Origin of the sequence: Kosakonia sp. PSU_27 (assembly GCF_039409795.1) — a bacterium.
Taxonomy (GTDB): domain Bacteria; phylum Pseudomonadota; class Gammaproteobacteria; order Enterobacterales; family Enterobacteriaceae; genus Kosakonia.
Genome location: NZ_JBCIVK010000001.1, coordinates 726,055 through 748,258, shown reverse-complemented (window position 1 = coordinate 748,258; position 22,204 = coordinate 726,055). Strand labels below are relative to the sequence as shown.

Here is a 22,204-nt window from a genome sequence, read left to right as displayed (position 1 = left end):
CGTGATTTTGGTGACGGGCTTACCACGTCGCTAAGGGTATGAAAGTGGCAATATTCTGTCTAATATATTAATAATCTCAAATAATATGTATTAAATATGAATATTGAACTGCGTCATTTACGTTACTTTATTGCCGTTGCCGAGGAGCTGCATTTTGGTCATGCGGCGGCGCGGCTGAATATCTCGCAGCCGCCGTTAAGCCAGCAAATCCAGATCCTTGAACAACAAGTTGGTGCGCGCTTGCTTGCCCGCACCAACCGTAGTGTGTCACTCACGCCTGCCGGGCGGCAGTTTCTGGCAGATAGTCGGCAAATTTTAAGCCAGGTCGATGAAGCCGCCGCACGCGCCATGCGGCTACACCAGGGGGAAACCGGGGAGCTGCGCATTGGTTTTACCTCCTCCGCACCGTTCATAAAAGCGGTCTCCGACACGCTCTCTTCGTTCCGCCAGCGTTACCCGGATGTACATATCCAGACACGCGAAATCAATACCCGTGAACAGATCTCGCCGCTCAATGAAGGGTTGCTGGATTTGGGGCTGATGCGTAACACGCCGTTGCCGGAGACGCTGGCCTGGGATGTGATCCTGCGTGAGCCGTTGCTGGCGATGATCCACAAAGATCATCCTTTAGCGGCGCGTTCGGCGGTGTCGCTGGTGGAACTGGCACAGGAGCCGTTTGTCTTTTTCGATCCGCATGTCGGTACCGGTCTGTATGACGAGATCCTCGGCCTGATGCGCCGTTATCAGCTGGCGCCAACCATTACGCAGGAAGTGGGCGAAGCGATGACCATTATCGGCTTGGTGGCGGCCGGGTTAGGGGTGTCGATTTTACCGGCGTCATTCCGGCGTGTGCAGCTAACGGAAATGCGCTGGGTGCCGATTATTGAAGCGGATGCGGTATCAGAAATGTGGTTAGTCTGGTCAAAACATCATGAGCAGGGCAGCGCTGCCGCCCGCTTTAAGCAGCAGTTGATCACCGCGGCTGACGGATAAATTTTGCACATAAGTCATTGCAAAATGTGCTGTAAATCACACGCCGGGGTAAATATTTGACGGCGACCAGTGAAGTGTTTCACCATAGCCGAACGTTTATTTCGAAGCGTGAAAATAAGGGAGTCAGAGGTGGTTGCTGATAGTCAGCCTGGGCATATTGATCAAATAAAGCAGACCAATGCGGGGGCGGTATACCGCCTGATTGATCAGCTTGGCCCGGTATCGCGCATCGATCTCTCACGCCTGGCGCAACTTGCTCCGGCCAGTATTACGAAAATAGTACGTGAAATGCTCGAAGCCCACCTGGTGCAGGAGACGGAAATCCAGGAGCCTGGCAGCCGCGGGCGTCCGGCGGTCGGGCTGGTGGTTGAGACCGAAGCCTGGCACTACCTTTCTTTGCGCATCAGCCGGGAAGAGATCTTTCTTTCCCTGCGCGATCTGAGCAGCAAACTGGTCGTCGAAGACCGCCTTGAGTTAGCGCTGGTGGATGAACTACCGCTGCTGGATCGCATTATTCTGCATATTGACCGCTTCTTTACCCGCCATCAGAACAAACTGGAACGTTTGACCGCCATCGCGATTACGCTGCCCGGCATTATTGATACCGAAAACGGTATCGTTCATCGCATGCCCTTTTATGACGATGTTAAAGATATGCCGCTGGGTGAAGCGCTGGAAAAGCACACTGGCGTGCCGGTGTATGTCCAGCATGACATCAGCGCATGGACGATGGCCGAAGCCCTGTTTGGCGCGTCGCGCGGAGCAAGGGATGTGATTCAGGTGGTTATCGATCACAACGTTGGGGCGGGGGTGATTACTGACGGGCGTTTGTTGCATGCGGGAAGCAGCAGCCTGGTGGAGATTGGCCACACGCAGGTTGATCCCTACGGCAAACGCTGTTATTGCGGCAACCACGGTTGCCTTGAAACCATCGCCAGCGTCGAGAGCGTGCTGGAACTGGCGCAGTTGCGCATGAGCCAGTCAATGAGTTCGATGCTGCACCAAAAACCGCTGACCGTGGAGTGGCTCTGCCAGGCTGCGCAGCAGGGCGATTTATTGGCGAAAGATATCATTAGCGGCGTGGGTGCGAACATTGGACGCATTCTGGCCATCATGGTGAATTTGTTCAACCCGCAAAAAATACTGATTGGATCGCCGCTCAGCAAAGCGGCAGACGTGCTTTTTCCCGCCATTGCCGCGTGCATTCGCCAGCAGGCGTTGCCCGCATACAGCCAGCACATTAGCGTGGAAAGCACGCAATTTACCAACCAGGGCACCATGGCCGGTGCGGCGCTGGTAAAAGACGCGATGTATAACGGATCTTTACTTATCCGTTTGTTGCAGGGGTAACATTTTTACACTGTTGCCATAAAAATTGCGCTACCTCAATCTTGCCCCCAGGCAGTTATCTTAGACTTTCCCCACTGAATTATTTTCCTGGTTTATATTTTCGTAGAACAACGGTGGGATGAGTGATGCTTAAGCGTTTCTTTGTAACGGGTACAGACACTTCTGTCGGGAAGACAGTGGCGTCCCGCGCGCTACTCCAGGCGCTGGCAGCCAGTGGTAAAACGGTGGCGGGTTACAAGCCTGTTGCCAAAGGGAGCAAAGAGACGCCGGAAGGGCTGCGCAATAAAGACGCGCTGGTGCTGCAAAGCGTTTCGTCACTGGAGCTGCCTTACCAGGCGGTCAACCCCATCGCATTAAGCGAAGAAGAGAGCAGCGTTGCGCACAGTTGCCCCATCAATTACACCCTGTTATCGAATGGCCTGGCTGATCTCTGCGATCGCGTCGATCACGTGGTTGTGGAAGGCACCGGCGGCTGGCGTAGCTTAATGAATGACTTACGCCCGCTTTCGGAGTGGGTGGTGCAGGAGCAGATGGCGGTGGTTATGGTGGTGGGTATTCAGGAAGGGTGTCTTAACCACGCCTTGCTGACCGCGCAGGCCATCGCCAGCGACGGCTTACCGCTGATTGGCTGGGTGGCGAACCGCATCAATCCGGGGCTTGCGCACTATGCCGAAATTATCAATGTGCTGAGCAAAAAACTGCCCGCGCCGCTGGTCGGTGAATTGCCGTATCTGCCACGCCCGGAACAGCGTGATCTGGCGCAATACATTAATCTGCAAATGGCGACCGGCATGTTAGTTGCCGACCGTATTCTGGCCTGACGCGGGCCGTTCGCTCATAGCCCGCTGTTCCTGTTTCTCCGCTTATACTCTTTATTGCATTTGATGCAAAAGTAGACAATTTAAGCGGGGAATCTTATGAGTACATCCCTTTTACAGTAAAACTCCGTCGGTCACGGTGCTGGATAACCGTGGTCTGGCGGTGCGTGACATCGTTTATCACCGCCATCCGGAAACGCCGGACACCACCGACGAGCGCATCACCCGCCATCAGTTTGATGCGCGCGGTTTGCCGTCACAGAGCGCCGACCCGCGTCTGTATGCCGCCGGGCGGGCGAATTTCAGTTATCTCCCTGACCTGGTCCGCCGCCGGGCAGAAGCTGCGTGAGGAGCACGGCAACGGCGTGGTGACCACATATTCGTACGAAGCGGAAATCCAGCGCCTTGTTGGCATTAGAACGGAACGAGTCTCCGCCACAAAAGTGCTGCAGGACCTGCGCTACGAATACGACCCGGTGGGCAATGTGCTGGTGATTACCAACGATGCCGAGGAGACGCGTTTCTGGCGCAATCAGGAAGTGGTTCCCGAAAATCACTACGCCTACGACAGTCTGTACCAGCTGGTCAGTGCCAGCGGACGCGAAATGGCCAGTGCGGTACAGCAGAGCAGTAACCTCCCTGATGTCACCTCCTTCGATAACGCCACGTACACAAACTACACCGCACTTACACCTACGACAACGCCGGTAATCTGACGAAAATTCAGCACAGCGCGCCGGCGTCCGGCAATAACTACACCCTGAACATGACGGTATCCGACCGCAGCAACCGCGCGGTGCGCGCAGCACGTTTACGGAAAACCCGACCGATGTCGGAACGCTGTTCACTGCCGGTGGCCAGCAGAAACAGCTTTTACGGGCGCAGAGCCTGCTGTGGACGGCGCGCCAGGAATTACAGCAGGTCAGGCCCGTTACCCGCGACGGCGCAGCCGGGTAGCGGATCCACAATCACCGGGTTTGGCAGCACTGGCTGCACCTGATTACCGGTGTTCGGCGGCGTATTTACCCCCGAATTATCCGCTGTCCAGATGATGGTGATGTGGGCTTCGTGCAGTAACAAACATGCAGAGAGAAGGGGAGAATGATGAAAGAACGAGCGGAATCTGTTTCCGCTTACCTGTTACTGAACGCATGAGGACAAGTTGTGAAAGATGTGCGCTTATATCCTCTTGCGACGCTTTGCGGAGTACATCACCTCGTCGCTCTCTTTAATCATCTCCCCCAGCGACTGGTAACGACGCGCGTCACTATGCAACATTCCAAAGGAATAATTAATGTTGTACGGCTTACCCGATTTTTTGTTGTACTCATCCACACTCTTGCGGAGATTGTTCAAGAAAGCATCAGCATGAGCCTGCTGCGTAACGAGAACGGCGAATTCATCCCCACCAAGACGTCCTACGATATCTCCGGCACCAAGATGTTGGTGCAACAGCGCTGAGAATACTTTTAATACTTCATCACCTTCAGCGTGCCCCCAGAGATCGTTGATAGGTTTGAATCTATCCAGATCAAAAAAGATAAGGCTAAATGCCGCATTATCTTTAGCAAGGCTGCGGAATCGTTTTTCCCCCGTCCTGTAAAAGCCACGACGATTAGCGATACCTGTCAGGCTATCTGTCATGGCCATTCCAATCACCCTGAATTCATCTTCCAGAATAAAGGCTAAATCCTTGAGTGAGGCAATATCATCGTCGTTAAAGCCACGGGGGGTGGTATTGATCAGACAAAGCGTACCTGCTACCTGTCCATCAGGCAGATGTACCGGGTAGCCTGCATAGAATCTGATGTAAGGCTCACCCGTCACCAGAGGGTTATCATGGAAGCGTTCATCATTAGCTGCGTCGTTAACAATAAAGGGGCCTTCCTGCAAAATGGCATGACCACAAAAGGAGATGTTACGGGGCGTTTCCTTAATACCCAGCCCCTCACATGCAAGCAACCATTGGCGCTCGCGATCAAGCAGGCTTATTAGTACGACAGGCACCTGGAAGACCTTTTTTGCAAGGCGAGTTAAACGATCAAAACGTTCATCGGCACCTGTATCCAGCAGGTCTGCCAGATGGAGAGACTTTAATCGTTCTTCTTCATTTTCGGGGATTCCTGGAAATTTCATACGGCCTCGCAGAGATATACTTGCTTTGTGTCAGCTACGTTGACTGCATCCAGACTGGCTAAGCCTTCCACGTCATTAGAACAATATAGTTCAAACGATAATGGACAGCCTGCTTGCTACGCGGTGCACGACATGTGATCCCGCCTGCTTTTCACCTGTCGCAGCCTTTCAGCTCACAACCCCCTCTTTTAGTAGAAAGTTAAACATCACTGAATCGCAGACAAAACGTCGGGTTGGTGGGGATGGGGTGCCTGTTTAACCCGTGGCGATTCAATGAGCGGTTGTCAGGGCATTTTGACTGTTGACCCTGACCCCGAATATGATCCAGTCGTAATCAGGAATAACCGGCTTCATGATGGCTGCATATTCTGCCAACCGGCAGACTTCTCAGCGAATTCGGATGGCGTCATCCAGCCCAGTGCAGAATGGGAACGCCTCTGAAAATACATATAAATCAAATCCGACAAACTTTGCAGAGGCCGTCAACTATACTTTCGGTGACCATTTTGGTTGCCTAACATCTAACGGAGTATTCCATGAGTCTTTCCCTTTACAGTAAAACCCCGTCGGTCACGGTGCTGGATAACCGTGGCCTGGCGGTACGCGACATCACGTATCATCGCCATCCGGAAACGCCGGACACCACCGACGAGCGCATCACCCGCCATCAGTTTGACGCGCGCGGTTTGCCGTCACAAAGTGCCGACCCGCGTCTGTATGCCGCCGGACTGGCGAATTTCAGTTATGTCCCCGACCTGAACGGCACGCCGCTGCGTACGCAGAGTGCCGATGCCGGAACCACGGTTGCCCTGAATGACGCCTCCGGGCGGGCGTTTTTGCAGGTCAGCAATATTGGCTCAGGGAATGACCGCAGTGTCGCCGTCACCCGCACCTTTCAGTATGAAGCGGCAGACCTGCCGGGACGACTGCTCGGCATTACCGAGCAGGTTGCCGGCGACAGCGCGCGCGTCACGGAGCGGTTTGTCCGGGGCGGTCATTCCGCAGATGAACAGAGCCACAATCTTGCAGGCCAGCTTGTCAGCCACTACGACCCGGCAGGTTTGTTTTCCACGACCAGCGTTTCCCTGAACGGCGTGCCGCTTGCCGTCACGCGCCAGCTGCTGCCGGACGATGCCGACGCAGACTGGCAGGGTGCGGATGCTTCCGCGTGGAACGACCTGCTGGCGGGCGAAACCCACACCACAACCAGCACGGTGGACGCGGCCGGAAATGTACTCACCACCACCGATGCGAAAGGCAATATCCAGCGCGTGGCCTATGACGTGGCGGGTCTGCTGAAAGGCAGCTGGCTGACAGTCAGTGGCGGTTCCGAGCAGGTAATCGTGAAATCCCTGACCTGGTCCGCTGCCGGGCAGAAACTGCGCGAGGAGCACGGCAACGGCGTGGTAACTACGTACGCATATGAAGCGGAAACGCAGCGGCTGGTGGGCATTAAAACCGAACGTATGACACCGGCAAAAGTGCTGCAGGACCTGCGCTACGAATACGACCCGGTGGGTAACGTGCTGGTGATTACTAACGATGCTGAGGAGACGCGTTTCTGGCGCAATCAGGAAGTCGTTCCCGAAAATCACTACGCCTACGACAGCCTGTACCAGCTGGTCAGCGCCAGCGGACGCGAAATGGCAAATGCGGTACAGCAGAGCAGTAACCTGCCTGATTTCACTTCCTTCGATAACGCCACGTACACAAACTACACCCGCATCTACACCTACGATAACGCCGGTAATCTGACGAAAATTCAGCACAGCGCCCCGGCGTCCGGCAATAACTACACCACCAGTATCACCGTATCCGACCGCAGCAACCGGGCGGTGCTCAGCGCACTCACCGAAAACCCGTCGGATGTGGAGGCGCTGTTCACTGCCGGTGGCCAGCAGAAACAGCTTTTACCGGGGCAGAGCCTGCTGTGGACGGCGCGACAGGAACTGCAAAAAGTCACGCCCGTCACCCGCAGTGGTGCAGCGGACGACAGCGAACGTTACCGCTACGACGCCAGCAGCCAGCGCATCGTGAAAATCACCTCGCAGCTGACCGGCAACGGCCCGCAGACCAGACGGGTGGTTTATCTGCCGGGTCTGGAACTGCGCAGCAGCGCCACAGAGGCGTTACAGGTGATAACCGTCGGTGTTGCCGGACGCGCGCAGGTACGCGTTCTGCACTGGGAAGGCGGGCAGCCTGAAGGTATCAGCAATGACGCGGTGCGTTACAGCTACGACAACCTCACCGGCAGCAGCAGCCTCGAAGTGGACAGCAGTGGCGAACTCATCAGCCAGGAGGAGTATTACCCGTTCGGCGGCACGGCGTTATTCACCTCGCGCAGTCAGCTGGAGGCGGATTACAAAACCATCCGCTATTCAGGTAAAGAGCAGGACGCAACCGGGCTTTATTACTACGGCTACCGCTATTATCAGCCGTGGGCGGGACGGTGGCTTTCCGCAGACCCGGCGGGGACGGTGGATGGTCTAAACCTGTTCACAATGGTGAGGAATAATCCTGTGATATTGAATGACCATCAGGGGCTTAATAGTTTTAATGGAAATGACGATGACTTTACGCCGGTTGAAGATGTTGAAATAGAATATCAGCGCACCAATGCACTTGGTGTATTGGATGCTGCGATCGCAAAACTTAGTGATAAAAAAATATCAGGAGATACAAAACAAAGGATTAGAGAAGTTTTACAAGGTACAACCTCCAAAACTAAAGTGAAGACTTCAAGATTTAAAGATGAGTTATTAGGTAGGTTTAAATTTATGCGCGCAAAGCTGGCGAAAGCCTCATTTATATATGATACAAGTGAAGGTTCTGAACGCGTCAATGCATATGTGTATGCGGATCAGAAAGGTAAACATGCAGGGAATGTTTTTTTTACCAACAACTTTTTAGAAAAAGCAGGTGACATAAGGAATATACAAACTCTTTTACATGAAACTTCGCATTTTAGCGGTTTGTATCGTAGTGCTAAATGGAGTGAAGTATATAAATCAGAAGGAAGTATGGATTATTTTTATACAAAAAAGATTGCAACTAATGATATTAATAAATTTATAGAAAGTGCTATTCTTGGATTTCAGAAATGGTATGGGGAAATGGACAGTGACATTATTGGTAAAGGAGCAGATGTAAGACCTGCTGGGTTAAGTCGTTTGAAAACGGCTATTCATAATGCAGATAATTTAGCTGTCATAGCATTAAGTCTTGGTCGTGAAAAACTACATGCGCATGAGCATTTTAGTTTAAGATTGCGCCATGGTCGTATTAAACGCTTTTTGCAAAAAAACGAATTTTCATCCAGAGCTGCGGGTTCGAATACTCATATGTATATTGGCTAATTAATTCAGTGTTGAGTTGTTGGTTTGGAGTGCCGGTTAGGTTAGTAAACCTAGTCGGCATTATTTAATGCGGTTTGGCTATTATTTAAATAGTAAATGCTCGTTGCGTTTTTCTTTGGTTTAAATATTCCGCAACACGCTCCTGCCATAATGACAGCTTTCTTCATCGACAATCGACAATCGGCATCTGGCAAGTGTTACTTTCATATAATCATCTAAGCACGCGCAGAGTAGTTTCGCTTTGACGAATCCAGTGCTTCGTCTTCGATAACCGGCATTATTAGGTGCGTAACAGTGCATAAAGCCCGGCGATCTTTCCGGGCGTGTTATAGGGGGTAACATTTCCTGAACGGGTGTGGCGTAACCGCTGCTTTCTAAACGTCAGTGGCGGCGACGTTAGCGAAACAGCGTTTTTTGCGCCACCGGAATAAGCAACTGCTCTCGCCACTGCGCCAGCGTTAATTGCGCCAGTTGCCCGAGTGCCATGAAAAAAGGGTGCTGCGCGTTATCACAGAACTCGGCAAGAAACCGCCCGCTCCACGGCAGCAGATGCCAGGCCAGTAATTGATCGCAGGCGTTGTTTTTGCCTTGTTCCACCAGCCACGCCGCCATCAGCAGCAAGGTGCCGAAGTGATCTTCCGGCTCGTTTTGCCCGCTATTGAACGCAATATTGTTGTCGCGCATCCACTGGCGCAGCGCCAGCGTCGAGTCGCCAAATAACACGCTCTCTTTATCCAGCCAGACCGAACCCCACGGCGGCGCGGGTAGCACCCACGGGCCGATCAACAATCGTTGCCAGGCCTCATTAAGCGGCTCGTTACATGGTTGCGCAAACGCCTCTGCCAGCGGAATAAGCGCCTCTTGTGGTAAAGGCCACTGTTCCAGCCACTCGCGACTGCGTAGCGCGGCGACGAGCGGCGCGGAGGGTTCACTCTCCGGCGGATAGTAAAAAAGGGCGCCCAGCACGCGGGCGGTAAAAATAAAAGACTCGCGGGTTGCGTCCGTCATGCTTTCTCCTGAAAAGCGCGGGTTTCCCCGCGCATTGTGATTAACCCGCGACGGCAACGCCAACGGTCATATGCAGGCCGTAAAACAGACCACGGCCAATGATTTCACCGGCTACCACCAGCACAACGCCGACCAGCAAGCTGCTGGCTTTCGGCTGTCTGCGCATTACAAGCGGACAGATCCAGCAACCGAGACCGAGGGCGACCAGCAGTAAACGCACCACCTGCAACAGGCCGTAATCTGGCACCAGCGCGACAGCTTGCTGCACTGAGCTGTGGGTTTCGCCAAGCTGCATGCTCTGCAACATTACCACGGCAGCGCTTGCGATAAGTGCCGCAACGCTGATGGCGGCAAAACGCGGGGCCGGAAAACGCATACCCGCCAGCCGCAGCAGCAACGCCGCCAGCAGCGGCCCGCCCGTCAACATGGTGAGGAAAAATGCAGCAGTGGTGTAGCCGTTATGCCAGGTCGGCACGGTATCAATCTGGTAAACCCGCGTCATCGCCCAGACAAACAGCACCCCCAGCACCATGCTGATAATCAGCCAGCCGCGCCCCAGTGCAGCGGGCAGTTTGCCAAGCCAGGCCAGCAGCCACCAGAAACCGCCGACGGCGAAAAACAGCGATCCGGCGGCAATTTCATTACTCAGTGACGAGGCGCCAATGCGGTTTAGCGAGTTAAACGCGCGCAGCGGTGAACCGAGGTGCATCATTGAGGCGATAAAACCGATGCCCATCAACACCCAGAGCAAAAACTGGCTGCGGACAATCCGCACCTGACCGCTATTGTCATCTCTGGCGTTCATCCACACGAAGCCAGTCACAATCAATCCGCCCACCACGCACTGACCGAGCACAGTAAACAGAACCAGCGGCCATTCATGCCATCCGTTCCCCATCTCACACCTCCTGCGGGTTTGCCAGATAGCCGGTGGTATCCCCCGTCGGACGGCTGTTGGCGTTTGGTTTGATGACAATATTGGGCTTCGTGAAGTGCGATGCCGGAAGCGGGGCGATAGCGGCCAGTTCGCCATGTTGCTTACGCAATTCGTCAATCGGGCCGAAATCGAGCGCGCGCAGCGGGCAGGATTCCACGCAGATGGGCTTTTTCCCTTCTGCAACGCGGTCATAACAGCCGTCGCATTTGGTCATATGACCTTTTGCCGCATTGTATTGCGGCGCGCCGTACGGGCAGGCCATATGGCAGTAGCGACAGCCGATGCAGACATCTTCGTCCACCACCACAAACCCGTCTTCCCGCTTATGCATTGCACCGCTCGGGCAGACTTTGGTGCACGCCGGATCTTCACAATGGTTGCAGGAAATCGACAGATAATACGCAAAGACGTTTTGCTGCCAGACGCCGTTATCTTCCTGCCAGTTACCGCCCGCGTATTCATACACGCGGCGGAAACTGACATCCGGGGTTAAGTCTTTGTAATCTTTACAGGCCAGTTCGCAGGTTTTACAACCGGTGCACCGGGCAGAATCGATAAAAAATCCATACTGGGTTGTCATCGGCTACTCCTTAAACCTTTTGAATATCGACCAGATTGGTGTGCTGCGGGTTGCCTTTCGCCAGCGGCGAAGGCCGGTGCGTGGTCAGCGTGTTCACGCAGCCGCCGTGGTCAATGCGATCGCCGTCCATACTGGCCTGATGCCAGGCCCCCTGGCCCATGGCGCTGACGCCCGGCATGATGCGCGGCGTCACTTTCGCGGCGATACGGACTTCCCCGCGGTCGTTAAAGACGCGCACCATGTCGCCCTGTTTGATCCCGCGCCGTTCGGCGTCGATCGGGTTGATCCACACCTCCTGGCGACACGCTTCCTGCAACACATCGATGTTGCCGTAGCTGGAATGGGTACGTGCTTTGTAGTGAAAACCGAATAATTGCAGCGGGAATTTTTCGCGCGCCGGATCGTCCCAGCCTTCAAAGGTTGAGGCGTAAACCGGCAGCGGGCTAATCACTTCGTCTTTATCCAGTTCCCAACTGTTGGCAATTTCCGCCAGCTTGCTGGAGTAAATTTCAATTTTGCCGGAGGGGGTTTTCAGCGGGTTGGCGATTGGGTCGTCGCGGAATTTTTTATAGGCAACAAAGTGGCCGTTCGGATCTTTGCGCTTATAAATACCCATCGCTTTCAGGTCTTCATAAGCGGGCAGTTGCGGATCTTTGGCGACCATTTTGGCGTACAGGTATTTCAGCCACTCTTCCTGCGTACGACCTTCGGTAAATTTCTGGTAAATATCCGGTCCCAGGCGGCGAGCGATTTCGCTGGTTATCCAGTAAATCGGTTTACGTTCGAACTTCGGCGCGGTGACGGGCTGGAGGAAAATCAGGTAGCCCATGTTCCCGGCATAATCATTGGGGATGATGTCTTCCTGTTCGACGGTCATCAAATCTGGCAGCAGAATGTCGGCATACATCGCCGATGAGGTCATAAAGTTCTCAATGACCACGATCATTTCGCACTTGCTGTCGTCCTGCAGAATGTCGTGAGTACGGTTGATATCGCCGTGCTGGTTGGTAATGGTGTTTCCGGCATAGTTCCAGATAAATTTAATCGGCACATCAAGCTTATCTTTACCGCGTACACCGTCACGTTTGGCGGTCATCTCCGGGCCGCGCGCAATGGCATCGGTCCAGGTAAAGCACGAAATCGAGGTTTTCACCGGGTTTTCCGGCATCGGCATGCGTTCGATGGTGATGGTGTAGGTGGATTCACGCGCGCCGCTGTTGCCGCCGTTGATGCCGACGTTACCCGTGAGGATCGGCAACATGGCAATGGCGCGTGAGGTCAGTTCGCCATTGGCCTGGCGCTGCGGCCCCCAGCCCTGGCAGATATAAGCCGGTTTGGCGCTGCCAATTTCCCGCGCCAGTTTGATGATTTTATCGGCGGGAATACCGGTGATACGCGATGCCCACTGCGGTGTTTTAGCGATGCCGTCTTCGCCCTGGCCGAGAATATAAGCTTTGTAATGGCTGTTGGCGGGCGCATCGGCAGGCAGCGTTTTTTCGTCGTAGCCGACGCAATATTTATCCAGAAACGCCTGGTCGACGAGGTTTTCGTTAATCAGCACCCACGCCATACCGGCAACCAGCGCGGCATCGGTACCTGGACGAATGGGCACCCACTCATCTTCGCGTCCGGCGGCCGTGTCGGTATAACGCGGATCGATAACGATCATCCGCGCATTTGAGCGTTCACGCGCCTGCTCAAGGAAATAGGTAATGCCGCCGCCGCTCATGCGGGTTTCCGCCGGGTTGTTACCGAACATCACCACCAGTTTGGTGTTTTCGATATCCGAGGTGCTGTTACCGTCGTTGGAACCGTAGGTGTAAGGCATCGCACAGGAGATTTGCGCGGTGCTGTAAGTGCCGTACTGGTTGAGAAAACCGCCATACATCGCCATCAGGCGGGCAATAATCGACGCCGAAGGGGAAGAGCGGGTAATGTTGCCGCCGACAATGCCGGAGGAGTAATTAATGTAGACCGCTTCGTTGCCGTATTTTTGCACCACGTCTTTCAAACTGTTGGCGATAGTATCCAGTGCTTCGTCCCAGCTGATACGTTCAAACTTGCCTTCTCCGCGTTTACCGACGCGTTTCATGGGGTAGTTCAGGCGATCCGGGTGGTTAATGCGGCGGCGAATAGAACGGCCGCGCAGGCAGGCGCGTACCTGATGATTGCCGTAGATATCCTCGCCGGTATTATCGGTTTCGACCCAGTAAACTTCATTGTCACGGACGTGCAAACGCAGCGCGCAGCGGCTACCGCAGTTGACCGAACAGGCTCCCCACACCACTTTGTCTGGCGCGGGTTGCATCGCCTGTTGCACGGCAGCGGCGGCAGAACGCAGGCCAAAGGGCAGGGAAAAACTCCCGGCGGCCAGCGCAAGCGATCCTAAAGCGGTGGATTTCACCAACGTTCGTCGGCTGATCCCTCCCTGGTATTCACTATCGGACATAGCTCACTCCATTATTTTTTATAATAAAAAGAAATTGCCTGGTGTATTAAAAGCAGGCTAATGAAGTGATCATGTTAATCATTAGGGAGTAGAAGAATCTTAAGCGTGATCAAGTTGAGGGAAATCCCCCTGGAATGAAGGGGGATTTTATTTACTGCGCGCCGGCGCTTTCTTCGCTCTGCTGAGCGGCGCCGCTGTTGCGGGTGTAGAGAATTTTGTAGGTGTCATTGGCGCAATGACCGACGACCTGCGAACCTGCCTGGTCAGCCTGATCATTAGGCACGATGGTTAGCGTAAATCCCGTTTCCGGCACGCCATTATTGATAATACGTTGCTGAATATCGGTTTTAACCCGTTCGCATGAGTCCGGCGCGGCGAACGCCGGTACAGCACCCACCAGCAGTAATGCGCAAAGCCAACGTGAATAATGCATCCTCGTCTCCTTCTGTTTTACCCGCTCTAAGCTTAGCACCTGCGATGCCTGCAAAAGGTAAATATCTGAATCATCTGAATAAGCCGCTATCGCTGTTTTAATAGCTCCACCTCCGGCGGGAAATCGACCGGGACGGCAGTGAGGAGGAATTCGCCCAGACGGTCAATATTCTTTTTGCGCGGCGAATCTTTTGGCCATACCAGCCAGTAACTATCGCCAGTGCTTATTGCTTGCGGGAAGGGCAGCGTTAGCTGATTTTGCGCCAGGGCGGGCAGGCTGAGCAGCAGATCGCCGACCGCCACGCCATGACCACCGATCGCCGCCTGGTAGGCTTGTTCCAGCGTGTCAAAAACCGCGCCGCCGCTAGGGACGAGCGTGGGAAATAAACCGCTCCCGGCTTGCCAGCGCCGCCAGTCGCGGCGATCGCGCGACGGATGGATCAAGGCGCAACTGCTCAGATCGCGTTGCGCCAGCGCTTTAAGCGCCGGGGCGCAGAGCGGGATCAGCCACTCATCAAATAAGCGCAGGCTTTGCGTGTACTCACCAAAATGGCCATTGCCCAGCAGAATGGCGCAATCGAAGGGTTCGGTGCGGAAATCGACGGTATCGATATCCATCCAGACACTACTGATCTCAATCTGCGGTGTGCTGTGCTGCTGGCGAAAGGCATTTAACACATCTAATAACCAGCGCATTGTCAGTGTCGACGGGGCTTTGAGCCGCAGTTGATGCTGGTGGCTGCGCAGTGTCTGGCAGGCATTTTCCAGTTGCAAAAAACCGTCCTGTAAACGAACAGCCAGCTGGCTTCCTGCGTCGGTCAGGGTAATTTTCGGGCCATGGCGCAGAAACAAACGACACCCAAACCACTCTTCAAGGGTACGAATATGGCGGCTTACCGCACCGGGGGTGACATTGAGAAAAAGGGCTGCCTGGCTAAATGATGCCATTTGTGCGGCAACGGTAAACGCCCGTAGTGCGTAGAGTGGAGGCAGGTTTTGGTTCATTTGTTCGTTATCCATTGTGAGTTTTTTGCATAGCGAACGGCAGTTTAACTCGTTTTTCAGGCCCGCGCTTTCCGGTGATACTTCCTCAATAAATAAAAGGAGGGAGAGGATGGGATCACTGAATGTGGTGCTGCTGGGAACATACATCGGTGTGGTAGTGACGTTGCTGGCAACGCCCGGGCCGGTGGTGGCGCTGGTGTGCGCGGCGGCAGCGCGGGGCAACCACGCGCGCGCGTTTTTAACGCTGGCAGGCACTAATCTGGCCTCGCTGGTATTAATCGCACTGGCGGGGTTAACGTTGGCGGGCGTTGTCACGCTCTCGGGCTGGCTACTAAATCTGGTAGCAACGGCGGGTTCGCTCTTTATTGCGATTAGCGCTGTGCAGGCATTGCGCGCCTTGCGGCGTGAAAAAGGCACGGGGATGACCCACAATAGCGGGCAGGGCGGGTTTGTTGCGGGATTTATGACGGCCATCGCTAACCCAAAGGATATTCTGTTTTTTATCGCTTTTTTCCCGCAGTTTACCGGCATTACCGGTGATTTCTCCGCCAGCATCACGTTGCTTACCGCCATCTGGGTAGTGCTGGATTTTAGTGTCTTAACGCTCTATATCCTGGCCGTTAAACGCTGGTTACCCGCGAGGCAAAGTGGGCGTTTTGCTACCTTCTCATCGTTGATTTTATTGCTAACAGGTGTGGGTGGCGCAGGCTATTCGCTGTTGTTACTCGCCAGCCACCAGGCATAGCCACAAAGAAGTCATTGCCCTAAGTTATAAAGCTTTTGCTAATATAAGCGCATTACAAAAGAAGAATGTGGTGAACCCATTGAAAAAACAGCTGTTACTTATCTCTCTGGCGGTGGCGCTTGCCGGATGCGATAAGCCGAAGGGACCCGTTTCATTCACGCCGGAAATGGCGAGCTTCTCGAATGAATTCGATTTTGATCCGCTGCGTGGCCCGGTTAAAGATTTCAGCCAGACGTTGCTTAACGATAAAGGTGAAGTCACGAAACGCGTTACCGGAACGATGTCGAAAGAGGGATGTTTCGATACGCTTGAACTGCACGATCTGGAAAATAACAGCGGCGTGTCGCTGGTGCTGGATGCCAACTACTATCTCGAGGCGGAATCGAAGGAAAAACGACTGCGTTTGCAGGGCAAGTGCCAACTGGCGGAGTTCCCGGCAGCGGGCGTGACCTGGGATACCGACGATAACGGATTTGTGGTTCGCGCAACGGGCAAGGAGATAGAGGTTAAATACCGCTATGACGACGAAGGGTACCCGCTGGGAAAAACCACGACATCGAAAGACGCGACGTTGTCTGTTGTGTCTACGCCTTCGAAAGATAAGCGCAAAAAGCTGGATTACACCTCTGTCAGCACGCTGAACGATAAGCCGCTGGGCAATGTGAAACAGGCCTGTGAATACGACAGCCATGATAACCCGGTGAGTTGCAGCCTGGAGATTGTGGACGAAAGTGTTACGCCACAGGTGTCGCACAAATACAGCATCAAAAACACCATCGAGTATTATTGATGCCGCTGACCACCGTGCTTTACTGCGCGGTGGGTTTCAGTAGCGTCGGGCCGCTTGTTTTGTGGTTTTCAAGATACTGCTGCTGGAAAATACACATGCGAATGGTGTTGCGGTACTCACCGTTAATAAAGAACTCATGGATTAATTCACCTTCGACCATAAACCCCAGCTTGCGGTAAATGTGAATCGCTTTTTCGTTCTCTTTATCCACAATCAGATAGAGCTTATACAGGTTCAGTACCGTAAAACCGTAATCCATCGCCAGCTTCGCGGCTTTTGATGCCAGCCCTTTGCCCTGATATTCCGGGGAGATGATTATCTGAAACTCCGCACGGCGGTGAACGTGGTTAATTTCAACCAGCTCCACTAATCCGGCTTTTTCGCCATTGCACTCGACCACAAAACGGCGTTCGCTTTGATCGTGAATGTGCTTGTCATACAGGTCAGAAAGTTCAACGAAGGCTTCGTAGGGTTCTTCAAACCAGTAACGCATGACGCTGGCGTTGTTATCCAGTTGATGAACGAAGCGCAAATCCTCGCGCTCGAGCGGGCGCAGGCGGACGGTGTAAGCGTCACTCATGAAAAGTCCTTTTACGTAAGCGGAAATCGGGCGCGCGAGCGCCCGGGGCGGTTAACGAATTTGCTGTCCGGTGCGGCGATCCAGACAACGCAGGGTATTGGGTTCCCAGTAAGCGTTGAGGTTGCTACTTTTCTGGCATTTGTCCTGCGCATCAAACGCGACATCGGTTTTATCCCACTCTTTTTCCACGCGCTTGTTCACTTTTTTGCGCAGGCTGCGGGTGTCATTCCATTGCTCTTTTTCCATCGCTGCGGATTGGCGGCTTTGCGCGTTATCGCCGGATTCAATCACCAGACGATTGGTTTCGGCCAGTGCGGAGGTGGTGTACACGATGGCACCCAGCGTCAGCATTGCGGTGAGGCACAGGCGTTTGCTAAGTGTTTTAGTCATTGCGATTTCCTTAATTTGAGGGAGAAACAAGATGCCCATATCACTCTATTCTATGCGATCTCAGCCACACGGGATAGCCAGCCGGGACTCACTCTCAGAGCATTATCAGGTATGATAGTTCAACCAAGTTTGAATCAACGTGCCTCTGATGCTGAAAACCACACTCCTGTTCTTTGCCACCGCGCTGTGTGAAATTGTCGGTTGTTTTTTGCCCTGGTTATGGCTAAAACGCGGCGCTACGCCACTGTTACTCATTCCCGCGGCGTTCGCGTTGGCCATGTTCGTGTGGTTGTTAACGCTGCATCCGGCGGCCAGTGGGCGCGTTTACGCGGCTTACGGCGGCGTGTATGTATGCACCGCGTTGATTTGGCTACGTGTGGTCGACGGCGTCAAACTCAGTGTTCACGACTGGCTTGGGGCGCTCATCGCCATGTGTGGGATGTTGATCATCGTGGCTGGCTGGGGACGTGCATAATGTACGCCGTTTTTGATACTCAGCGTGACAGCACCGTTGTTCGCATGCGGTCTTTGTTTCTCTCCTGATTTCATTCTGTTAGCACAGTTTAAATAACCGCTAAGGCAGCACCGGCGCGTGAAATCGCGTCAGGCGCGTAGAACTTCTGAAGAAAATGGGGCACGGCGACAGCGTTTGACCTGGCAGGAATGTCTTCAACATGCCCGGTTCAGTAAGGCTGTTTAAGATGATATCCGTCACCTGCAAAGGGATTCATTTACTCTTCGAACGCTTCAGGTATTGTTCGCGGGCGCGAATATTTTTAAAACGCTTTTTGCCGGAACGCCGGAACGCCGGAACGCCGGAACGCCGGAACGCCGGAACGCCGGAACATCTGCGCTATCGCGTAATTTCATCTTCTCAACGCATTGCCTGAATCACAAAGGTAAATGTGTAGCGTTTTGAAACATTTGGTTACCATTCTAGTTGGTGTAGTCCGCAAATCCTGTCGCAAATCATAGTCTGGTTTACCGCAGTCCGTAATCTATTGAACCACTGTTTCACTTAATAAGATGAGTCTCACCATGGAAAACAGGCTATTAACGGCGAAAGCCACGCTACCCACTTATGACCGTAACAAACTGGTTGCGCGCATTGTGCATCTCGGTTTTGGCGCGTTTCACCGCGCGCATCAGTCAGTTTATGCCGATATTCTTGCCGCAGAGCATGGCAGTGACTGGGGCTATTGCGAGGTCAATTTGATTGGCGGTGAGCAGCAAATTGCCGATCTCAAGCAGCAGGATAACCTCTATACCGTGGCGGAAATGTCTGCCGACGCGTGGACTGCGCGTGTGGTTGGCGTAGCAAAACGCGCGCTGCACGCACAGGTGGATGGTCTGGAAACCGTGCTTGCCGCTATGTGCGAACCGCAGGTTGCCATTGTTTCGCTGACCATCACCGAGAAAGGCTATTGCCACTCTCCGGCGACCGGCAAATTGATGCTCGATCACCCGTTAATTGTCGGCGATCTGCAAAATCAGCAGCAGCCAAAATCGGCCGCGGGCGTGATAGTGGAAGCTCTGGCGCGCCGTAAAGCCGCCGGTTTACCGGCGTTCAGCGTGATGTCCTGCGACAACATGCCGGAAAACGGCCATGTCACCCGCAATGTGGTCTGCGCTTATGCACACGCGGTGAACGCAGAATTGGGCGACTGGATTGAAGCCAATGTGACATTCCCGTCAACCATGGTAGACAGAATTGTTCCGGCGGTGACTGCCGAAACGCTGGATAAAATCGAGCAACTGACCGGTGTGCGCGACCCCGCGGGTGTAGCTTGTGAGCCGTTCCGCCAGTGGGTGATTGAAGACAATTTCGTGGCGGGTCGTCCGGCGTGGGAAAAAGCGGGGGCCGAGCTGGTGGCAGATGTTGTGCCGTTTGAAGAGATGAAACTGCGCATGCTGAACGGCAGCCACTCCTTCCTGGCGTATCTGGGCTATCTGGCGGGTTATCAACATATTAATGAGTGCATGGAAGATGAGAATTACCGTCGCGCCGCGCACGCGTTGATGTTGAAAGAGCAGGCGCCAACGCTGAAAGTGCAGGGCGTGGATTTGGCGCATTACGCCGATCTGCTGATCGCCCGTTACAGCAATACCGCCCTGCGTCACCGTACCTGGCAGATCGCCATGGACGGTAGCCAGAAACTGCCGCAGCGTATGCTGGATTCTGTGCGCTGGCATTTAGTGCATCAGCGAGATTTCTCCCTGCTGGCGCTGGGGATTGCCGGCTGGATGCGCTATGTCGGCGGAGTCGACGAACAGGGACAAGCGATTGAAGTGTGTGATCCGTTGCTGACAGTGATCCAGAGCGCGGTTAACAGCAGCGCGCAAGGTGAAGCCCGCGTGCAGGCGTTGCTTGGCATTGAGGCGATTTTTGGCAATGAATTGCCGAAAGACGCAACCTTTGTGGCGCAGGTGAAAAAAGCCTATCTGACACTGCTGGAGAAAGGCGCGAAAGCTACGGTGGCGCAGTACGCTGCAACACTTTAACTGCGAGTCTTAACTCAACACAGAAACAGTGAATGCCGCCACGGCGGCATTCTTTTTTCACCACGCTTTTTTCAACCGCTTAGTGCAAACCAAGACGAATCAGTTCAACCGGTTCGAATTTACCTTCACAGCCTTCCACTTCCACCGTTTTGCTACGGCGCACCTGCGCGGGGTTTAACCCCTCGGCGTGAATCGCGACGATTTTACCGGTGCGGCCAGTGCCATTAATCATCACGCGCGTGCCGGTGGTGATAGCGTTACGGTTACGATCATACGTCATCATGGTGGTTTCTCCTTATTGAAATCCGCAAAACGAAACGGGGCAGAAGATGTCCCCGAAATGGACGCCTTATAAATACGCCCCTGAGCCAGTGAGTTTTTGTTTTTGATCAAAGTCACACTTTTTTGCCGGAAAAAAATGTGACCTGGCGGAGATAAGAAGGGGGAAGGATTACTCTTCGCTGAACCAGTCGCGGTTTTCCTGGCGAATAGTTTTTACTGACTCGCTGATTTCCTGCAAATGCAGCGTCATGGCGCGATCAACGGCGTCAGCATCGCGCTTTTCCAGCGCGGAGAAAATATCCATATGCTGGCGCAACAGCATCTCCGGCGGCGAAACATGATCAAGGCTCATATAGCGCACGCGGTCGATGGTCGCTTTAATATTTTCGATAGTGTCCCACGCTAACTGGCAGTCGGCGATGAGCGCCAGCTTCTGGTGGAAATTATCATCCAGCTCGAAAAAGTCATTCAGTTGTTTACGCTCAATCGCAGTGCGCTGCTGATTAAGGTTTTGCTCCAGCTGATAACAGGCGCTGTCATCAATCATCGTTGCGGCGCGGCGGGCGACGGCGCATTCAATGGCCTGGCGAACGAAGCAGCCGTTACGCACCTGCGTCATGGAGATCTTATTGACGTAGCTACCGCGTTGCGGGCGGATTTGGATCAGGCCGTTTTCAGCAAGCTTAATAAAAGCTTCGCGTACTGGCTGGCGTGACACGTCAAAGCGCACCGACACCTCTTTTTCAGACAACGGCGTGCCCGGTGGGATCAGGCAATGGACGATGTCCCGCCGTAAGATGCGGTAAATCTGTTGATTGACGGGCTGTGTAGGGTTGAGTTGCGTTTCAGCGGCCATTCGCTCTTACTTTTTAAGGGGTTAACCGGTCTACCATACCATTAATTTACCGTACATCCCATACCCGGCCCGCAGGCCGGGCGTGGAAATTACCCTTCGCGGTGGACGCTAAGACCAGCATATGTCTGGCTGACTGGCATCATTTCGAGGGTATTAATATTGACATGCTTCGGCAACGTGGCGACCCACCACACCGCTTCGGTAACGTCTTCCGGCGTCAGTGCTGTGGTGTTCTCGTAAGTTTTTCCGGCTTTCGCATCATCGCCTTTAAAGCGCACATTCGAAAACTCGGTGCCGCCCACCAGGCCCGGTTCGATATTGGTCACACGCACGGCGGTGCCGCTAAGATCGGTACGTAAGTTCAGGCTGAATTGCCGCACAAAGGCTTTGCTCGCGCCATAGACGTTACCGCCTGCATAGGGCCAGCTACCGGCGGTGGAACCGATATTGATGATGTGGCCGCGATTACGCTCAACCATGCCCGGCAGCACTGCGCGTGTCATATACACCAGACCTTTATTATTGGTGTCGATCATGGTTTCCCAGTCGTCGACATTCGCTTTATGTGCCGGTTCCAGACCCAACGCCAGGCCTGCGTTGTTAACCAGTACATCAATATCGCGCCACGCGGCAGGCAGAGCAGAAATAAACTCTTCAATCGCCGCGCGGTTACGCACGTCCAGTTGTGCGGTATAGAGGTTATCGCCCAGTTCGTCCTTCAGTTCCTGCAAACGTTCCTGACGACGACCTGTGGCAATCACTTTATGGCCGTTCTGAATAAAACGGCGTGTAATACCTTCGCCAAAACCCGCGGTTGCCCCGGTAACCAGAATAATCATCTCACTGTTCCTCAACGCATTTTGTGGTGTAGTGACATAGCATGCACCGCTTTATAGCGGTAACACAACTTATCCCGCATACAGTGTGGCAAAAATCGCCGGCTCATGTGCAAAAGCAGAGAAATGATTGCGATGCGCGCGGCGGATGCCTACTCT

Annotated in this window: 21 protein-coding genes and 1 pseudogene; 9 read left to right on the top strand and 13 right to left on the bottom strand. The window is 53.8% G+C overall.

Features of this window, described 5'->3' with window-relative positions; genetic code table 11:
• Positions 1-96: 96 nt before the first annotated feature.
• The 4 genes and pseudogenes from AAIG26_RS03490 to AAIG26_RS03475 form a co-directional block, all read left to right on the top strand.
• Positions 97-993 (top strand): LysR substrate-binding domain-containing protein, encoded by an 897-nt coding sequence (locus tag AAIG26_RS03490; RefSeq protein WP_016496212.1) that lies wholly within the window; start codon positions 97-99, stop codon positions 991-993.
• A 129-nt stretch (positions 994-1,122) separates the two neighbouring features.
• Positions 1,123-2,343 carry a sugar metabolism global transcriptional regulator Mlc gene (mlc, locus tag AAIG26_RS03485; protein WP_016496211.1) on the top strand — a complete coding sequence of 407 codons (1,221 nt, stop codon included), beginning with the start codon at positions 1,123-1,125 and terminating at the stop codon, positions 2,341-2,343.
• A gap of 125 nt (positions 2,344-2,468) precedes the next feature.
• A complete protein-coding gene (bioD, locus tag AAIG26_RS03480) occupies positions 2,469-3,164 on the top strand; it encodes a dethiobiotin synthase (RefSeq protein ID WP_045513380.1) in 696 nt (231 codons plus the stop codon).
• A 136-nt stretch (positions 3,165-3,300) separates the two neighbouring features.
• Positions 3,301-4,109, top strand: a pseudogene (locus tag AAIG26_RS03475) (RHS repeat protein); the annotation flags it as partial.
• Here AAIG26_RS03475 and AAIG26_RS03470 read toward each other — a convergent pair.
• Both AAIG26_RS03470 and AAIG26_RS03465 read right to left on the bottom strand, forming a co-directional pair.
• On the bottom strand, positions 4,074-4,241 hold the full coding sequence (locus AAIG26_RS03470) for a hypothetical protein (protein ID WP_343180350.1): 168 nt from the start codon (positions 4,239-4,241) through the stop codon (positions 4,074-4,076). The pseudogene AAIG26_RS03475 and the gene AAIG26_RS03470 overlap by 36 nt on opposite strands.
• Positions 4,242-4,340: 99 nt before the next feature.
• Positions 4,341-5,297 (bottom strand): sensor domain-containing diguanylate cyclase, encoded by a 957-nt coding sequence (locus tag AAIG26_RS03465; RefSeq protein WP_343179665.1) that lies wholly within the window; start codon positions 5,295-5,297, stop codon positions 4,341-4,343.
• Positions 5,298-5,833: 536 nt separating this feature from the next.
• Here AAIG26_RS03465 and AAIG26_RS03460 point away from each other — a divergent pair.
• Positions 5,834-8,653 carry an RHS repeat domain-containing protein gene (locus AAIG26_RS03460; protein WP_343179664.1) on the top strand — a complete coding sequence of 940 codons (2,820 nt, stop codon included), beginning with the start codon at positions 5,834-5,836 and terminating at the stop codon, positions 8,651-8,653.
• Between the two features lie 396 nt (positions 8,654-9,049).
• On the opposite strand, the gene dmsD is transcribed toward AAIG26_RS03460, so the two are convergent.
• From dmsD to AAIG26_RS03430, 6 genes are all read right to left on the bottom strand, one after another.
• Positions 9,050-9,661, bottom strand: a complete 612-nt coding sequence (dmsD, locus tag AAIG26_RS03455; protein WP_343179663.1) for a Tat proofreading chaperone DmsD — start codon at positions 9,659-9,661, stop codon at positions 9,050-9,052.
• A gap of 40 nt (positions 9,662-9,701) precedes the next feature.
• Positions 9,702-10,559 carry a dimethyl sulfoxide reductase anchor subunit family protein gene (locus AAIG26_RS03450; RefSeq protein WP_343179662.1) on the bottom strand — a complete coding sequence of 286 codons (858 nt, stop codon included), beginning with the start codon at positions 10,557-10,559 and terminating at the stop codon, positions 9,702-9,704.
• 1 nt (position 10,560) lies between these two features.
• Positions 10,561-11,178, bottom strand: coding sequence for a DMSO/selenate family reductase complex B subunit (locus tag AAIG26_RS03445; protein WP_045508601.1), 618 nt, complete (start codon positions 11,176-11,178; stop codon positions 10,561-10,563).
• 10 nt (positions 11,179-11,188) lie between these two features.
• A complete protein-coding gene (ynfE, locus tag AAIG26_RS03440; protein WP_343179661.1) occupies positions 11,189-13,627 on the bottom strand; it encodes a selenate/tellurate reductase subunit YnfE in 2,439 nt (812 codons plus the stop codon).
• Positions 13,628-13,778: 151 nt separating this feature from the next.
• Positions 13,779-14,060, bottom strand: coding sequence for a DUF1161 domain-containing protein (locus AAIG26_RS03435; protein ID WP_016496196.1), 282 nt, complete (start codon positions 14,058-14,060; stop codon positions 13,779-13,781).
• Positions 14,061-14,146: 86 nt separating this feature from the next.
• On the bottom strand, positions 14,147-15,064 hold the full coding sequence (locus AAIG26_RS03430; RefSeq protein WP_343179660.1) for a LysR substrate-binding domain-containing protein: 918 nt from the start codon (positions 15,062-15,064) through the stop codon (positions 14,147-14,149).
• 109 nt (positions 15,065-15,173) lie between these two features.
• Here AAIG26_RS03430 and AAIG26_RS03425 point away from each other — a divergent pair, with 109 nt between their 5' ends.
• Positions 15,174-15,809 carry a LysE family transporter gene (locus tag AAIG26_RS03425; RefSeq protein ID WP_343179659.1) on the top strand — a complete coding sequence of 212 codons (636 nt, stop codon included), beginning with the start codon at positions 15,174-15,176 and terminating at the stop codon, positions 15,807-15,809.
• Positions 15,810-15,888: 79 nt separating this feature from the next.
• Positions 15,889-16,599: a YnfC family lipoprotein gene (locus AAIG26_RS03420; protein WP_170956352.1), complete on the top strand. Its 711-nt coding sequence runs from the start codon at positions 15,889-15,891 to the stop codon at positions 16,597-16,599.
• 19 nt (positions 16,600-16,618) lie between these two features.
• Here AAIG26_RS03420 and speG read toward each other — a convergent pair whose 3' ends face one another.
• Both speG and AAIG26_RS03410 read right to left on the bottom strand, forming a co-directional pair.
• Positions 16,619-17,179: a spermidine N1-acetyltransferase gene (speG, locus tag AAIG26_RS03415; protein WP_016496192.1), complete on the bottom strand. Its 561-nt coding sequence runs from the start codon at positions 17,177-17,179 to the stop codon at positions 16,619-16,621.
• Positions 17,180-17,230: 51 nt separating this feature from the next.
• On the bottom strand, positions 17,231-17,569 hold the full coding sequence (locus AAIG26_RS03410) for a DUF1283 family protein (protein ID WP_343179658.1): 339 nt from the start codon (positions 17,567-17,569) through the stop codon (positions 17,231-17,233).
• A gap of 148 nt (positions 17,570-17,717) precedes the next feature.
• On the opposite strand from AAIG26_RS03410, the gene AAIG26_RS03405 reads away from it, so the two are divergent.
• Positions 17,718-18,044 (top strand): YnfA family protein, encoded by a 327-nt coding sequence (locus AAIG26_RS03405; RefSeq protein WP_016496190.1) that lies wholly within the window; start codon positions 17,718-17,720, stop codon positions 18,042-18,044.
• A gap of 563 nt (positions 18,045-18,607) precedes the next feature.
• A complete protein-coding gene (locus tag AAIG26_RS03400) occupies positions 18,608-20,071 on the top strand; it encodes a mannitol dehydrogenase family protein (protein WP_343179657.1) in 1,464 nt (487 codons plus the stop codon).
• Between the two features lie 79 nt (positions 20,072-20,150).
• Here the strand turns inward: AAIG26_RS03400 and ydfZ are convergent, their stop codons facing one another.
• From ydfZ to ydfG, 3 genes are all read right to left on the bottom strand, one after another.
• The gene (gene ydfZ / locus AAIG26_RS03395) at positions 20,151-20,354 is read right to left on the bottom strand and encodes a putative selenium delivery protein YdfZ (protein ID WP_016496186.1); all 204 of its coding nucleotides are present in this window, start codon (positions 20,352-20,354) and stop codon (positions 20,151-20,153) included.
• A 168-nt stretch (positions 20,355-20,522) separates the two neighbouring features.
• The gene (locus AAIG26_RS03390) at positions 20,523-21,209 is read right to left on the bottom strand and encodes a GntR family transcriptional regulator (RefSeq protein ID WP_016496185.1); all 687 of its coding nucleotides are present in this window, start codon (positions 21,207-21,209) and stop codon (positions 20,523-20,525) included.
• An 89-nt stretch (positions 21,210-21,298) separates the two neighbouring features.
• A complete protein-coding gene (gene ydfG, locus AAIG26_RS03385; RefSeq protein WP_016496184.1) occupies positions 21,299-22,048 on the bottom strand; it encodes a bifunctional NADP-dependent 3-hydroxy acid dehydrogenase/3-hydroxypropionate dehydrogenase YdfG in 750 nt (249 codons plus the stop codon).
• Positions 22,049-22,204: the final 156 nt, after the last annotated feature.